Source organism: Pseudovibrio axinellae (genome assembly GCF_900110875.1).
Classification (GTDB): domain Bacteria; phylum Pseudomonadota; class Alphaproteobacteria; order Rhizobiales; family Stappiaceae; genus Pseudovibrio; species Pseudovibrio axinellae.
On sequence record NZ_FOFM01000061.1, the window covers coordinates 1 to 3,507 of the forward strand.

Sequence of the window (3,507 nt, forward strand, 5' to 3'; positions counted from 1 at the left end):
GGGGAGCTGGCTTTGGAGAACGATTTTTTGGAAGGAGCGCTCACCAAAGCGGGACTACTGAGCGCCAAAAGATGATTGACCGTAATCATGAACTCCCAATCAGTCGTCAGGCCAAAGCCCTGAGTATATCAAGAAGCAGTGTTTACTACCGGTCCCGCCCGGTCTCGCCGGAAACGTTGAGCCTCATGCGCCGGCTGGACGAGTTGCATTTGGAGTATCCATTTGCGGGTAGCCGCATGCTGCAACAGCTATTAAAAGCAGAAGGCTTTGATATCGGTCGGCGCAGAGTGCGCTCGCTGATGAAGAGGATGGGCATTGAGGCTATCTACCGCCGACCAAACACTTCCAAACCAGCGTCGGGTCACAAGATCTACCCGTATCTGCTGCGTGATGTAGCGGTTTTGAGACCCAGTCAGGTCTGGGCCATCGACATTTCCTATATTCCCATGGCGAAGGGCTTCACCTACCTGGTCGCTATCATTGACTGGTATTCACGCAACGTTCTGAGCTGGCGGTTATCAATCACCATGGAGGCCGCCTTCTGCATCGAAGCTCTGGAAGAGGCACTTTCCAAATACGGCAAGCCAGAGATTTTCAACTCAGATCAGGGTTCTCAGTTCACCAGCATAGACTTCACCGATGTGCTCAAACGCGAGAAGATCAAGGTTTCCATGGACGGCAGAGGAGCCTGGCGCGATAATATTTTCATCGAACGGTTCTGGCGCACTATCAAATATGAGGAGGTCTACCTCAAGGCCTACGACAGTGTGCCAGAAGCTAGAAAGGCCATCGGTAAATTCATCGCCTTTTATAATCAGAAACGCCCACATTCATCGCTTGACTGGAATACCCCGGATCAGGCTTACTGCAAACACCCGCAGCCCATAACTCAAGCTGCTGCGTAATCGGAGCGGATCCACTTATAAAAGACGCTCACATGTCCAAACAAACGGGACCACCTCTTTTTGTCTTCTTGTTGCCCGGAGCCTGAAGTTTGACCGGAGTGTCATCGGCGAATACCGCGCTTCCCTGTCGGACAAGACGACCAATGGCATCAGCCAGCGGCTCCAGCAGGGCGCTGGACCGGCCAACCCAGTCGCTCAAGGTGGAGCGATCCAGATCAAAATTCTCACGGGCAAAAATCTGGGACTGGCGATAGAGCGGCAGGTGATCACAAAACTTCCCCACCAGAACATTAGCCAGCAGGCCCGGTCCCGGGCGTCCGCGCTCAATTGGCCTAGAAGGCAGCGGGACCTGAACAACCGTCTCGCAGCACGAACAAGACAGGCGCGGACGAAGTATCCTGTTCACAACAAACCGCCCCGGAACATATTCTAGCTCTTCGGTAAAATCCGCGCCAAGCTGCTTCAGCGTACCGCCACACTGCCGGCAATTGTCACTTGAAAGCAGTACCGTATCATTTCGCTCCAGATGCGCTGGCAACGGTTTGCGACTGTGCTGACGCTTCTCACTTTTGTCTACTAAGGGTGCTGGATTGCACTGCTTCTCAGCAACCTCGGCAATGGCGACGGCTTCAGCAAGATTGAGGTGGAGTTGGTAGAGGGTCTCTGACTTGGAGCCGAACCGGTGCCGGTTGGCTCCATGAAGCTGGTGCTGGAGTTGCTCAACCTTCAGGCTCAGAGCCTTCACTTCTTCCACCAAAAGCTTGTTGACGGCTTTCAATTCAGCCGGGTCTTCAGGAATAAGATCAAGGTCTTTGAGCATGCTGCTGTTATACAGCATGCTTTGCACAAAGGTAAGCCAAAACCATCTTAAGATACTGCAAATATTAGCCTATCCTGATGTCAGAGGCGTCCATGTCTTCACTGGTGTGCGCCAGTCGATCCCTTCAAGAAGCATCGACAACTGCGCAACAGAAATATGGGCTTTACCTTCCCTGGCTGCAGGCCAGATGAAACGTCCTTTTTCCAGGCGTTTGGTGAACAGGCATGCTCCCTGACCATCCCACCAGATGATCTTCAAAATATCGCCCCTGCGACCGCGAAACACAAACAGGTGCCCTGAATACGGATCTTCCGCAAGAACCTGTTCTGTTTGCGCGGCAAGCGTATTGAAGCCCCGGCGCATGTCGGTAACACCCGCCGCCAGCCAGACCCGGGTATTGCTCGGAACCGGGATCATGTGCACAGCTCCCGTAAGATCTGCGTAACCAGAGCAGAGTTGACTGGCCCGCTCAGATGAACGTGATGACCGCCTGCAAGCCGGATTTCAAGACAAAGTGGATCCGCTTTGCCCGCAGCGGGCTCAGTATTCGCCATCACTGGCCGTAAAGCGCTCTCTTCGATGACACTGACAGAAACAAAACCTGTTTCAGTTGTGTGCAGTGAACTCCCGTCAAGAGTGGGATCGTAACGGGCATCTTTCAGCCAGTAACAAAGCCGCGCCTTCTTTAAACCGTGCTGCGTGGCAACCTTAGCAACAGGTATGCTGCCTTCCAATGCTTCCTGACAAACTGCCCGCTTGTCATCGTCACTCCACCGTCGCTCGGCTCTATCCTTCATCATTTAAATCCCTGAAGACAAAACTGCCCATAGGATAGCTTAGCAAAAGCCTCACCGTTAGGTCGGGTTCACCGAGCGCTTACATTTTTAGCGTCATGAGCCAGTCTGCATTTAGGATGATGCTTTATTTTAATTTTTGGTTATTCAGGATGACACTCAATTATTGGGAGTGATACTTTATTTTCATCCCACAGCAGTCGTTAGGCTGCGCCGGTTGAAAATTCGAATACGAGTGAGTGAAGATGTTAAGGATGCATCTGGCAGGGCTGAAGATACCAGCCTCTCAGACCCTTTTCTTTGATAAATTGCCCAACCTCATCAGAGCAGAAGGACTGCTTGACTAATTTGCCCGTGCCGCGCCAGATATGCAGGCCTGCGCAGGCCAGTGCCCGCAACACAGGATTATGGAAGTGAGAGATCAGAAAACGTTCTTTTCTCGCTGCCTCATAGCCGTATTGACCACCATCCCAATTGGTTTCGTCAAACAAAAGCGCATCAGAGGTCTGGCGTACAAGCATCAGATAGTAGGTACCAAATTCTTGAGACCCGTCATCCCGTTTGACTTCAACTGGCACAAACTCGTGCACGCCCGGCTCAAGAGTTTCGATGAAGTCTTTAAGAACGGGAGCGATTACAGGTGGATAAAAGTTCCAGCCCATCATATCCGGCTGAGGCTTGCCACCAGCAGGCTTTTCTACCAGATGAGTGCGCGGAAGTTGATCAATTTCCTCCTGCGTAAAGTCGGTCCCAAGAATAAATGGACGTGCCTGTTCTACCGGAAGAGCAGGGTAAAAGTCCTTAACAATTGCATCATCCGCAATATTTGTTCCACGAATAACGAAGGGCATCATCTCACCTGTTGTGGGAGAGTAATAAACTATCATCCTAACTGACCTGCTCCCCATAACTTCCTCCATTTTGTGATAGGATTCTACCTAACATTGAGGTGGGATATGAAGCGTTCGCGTTTTACGGAAGAGCAGAT

Annotated in this window: 4 protein-coding genes and 1 pseudogene; 1 reads left to right on the forward strand and 4 read right to left on the reverse strand. The window is 51.6% G+C overall.

The window, feature by feature from the left end:
• Window positions 1-905, forward strand: a pseudogene (locus BMZ51_RS23335) (IS3 family transposase); the annotation flags it as partial.
• A gap of 28 nt (window positions 906-933) precedes the next feature.
• On the opposite strand, the gene BMZ51_RS23340 reads toward BMZ51_RS23335, so the two are convergent.
• The 4 genes from BMZ51_RS23340 to BMZ51_RS23355 form a co-directional block, all read right to left on the reverse strand.
• On the reverse strand, window positions 934-1,743 hold the full coding sequence (locus tag BMZ51_RS23340) for an IS66 family transposase (protein WP_208979638.1): 810 nt from the start codon (window positions 1,741-1,743) through the stop codon (window positions 934-936).
• Between the two features lie 51 nt (window positions 1,744-1,794).
• Entirely contained in the window at window positions 1,795-2,142 is a 348-nt protein-coding gene (gene tnpB, locus BMZ51_RS23345; RefSeq protein WP_068009335.1) for an IS66 family insertion sequence element accessory protein TnpB, read from the reverse strand.
• Window positions 2,139-2,525 carry a transposase gene (locus BMZ51_RS23350; RefSeq protein WP_068009338.1) on the reverse strand — a complete coding sequence of 129 codons (387 nt, stop codon included), beginning with the start codon at window positions 2,523-2,525 and terminating at the stop codon, window positions 2,139-2,141. The genes tnpB and BMZ51_RS23350 overlap by 4 nt, the downstream gene beginning before the upstream one ends.
• Before the next feature lie 242 nt (window positions 2,526-2,767).
• A complete protein-coding gene (locus tag BMZ51_RS23355; protein ID WP_068009341.1) occupies window positions 2,768-3,406 on the reverse strand; it encodes an imm11 family protein in 639 nt (212 codons plus the stop codon).
• Window positions 3,407-3,507: the final 101 nt, after the last annotated feature.

Bases quoted from the DNA above. Each gene is read 5' to 3' on its own strand.
- BMZ51_RS23340 (WP_208979638.1), bottom strand. From the start codon at position 1,743: ATGCTGTATAACAGCAGCATGCTCAAAGACCTTGATCTTATTCCTGAA.
- BMZ51_RS23355 (WP_068009341.1), bottom strand. From the start codon at position 3,406: ATGATAGTTTATTACTCTCCCACAACAGGTGAGATGATGCCCTTCGTT.
- BMZ51_RS23350 (WP_068009338.1), bottom strand. From the start codon at position 2,525: ATGATGAAGGATAGAGCCGAGCGACGGTGGAGTGACGATGACAAGCGG.
- tnpB (WP_068009335.1), bottom strand. From the start codon at position 2,142: ATGATCCCGGTTCCGAGCAATACCCGGGTCTGGCTGGCGGCGGGTGTT.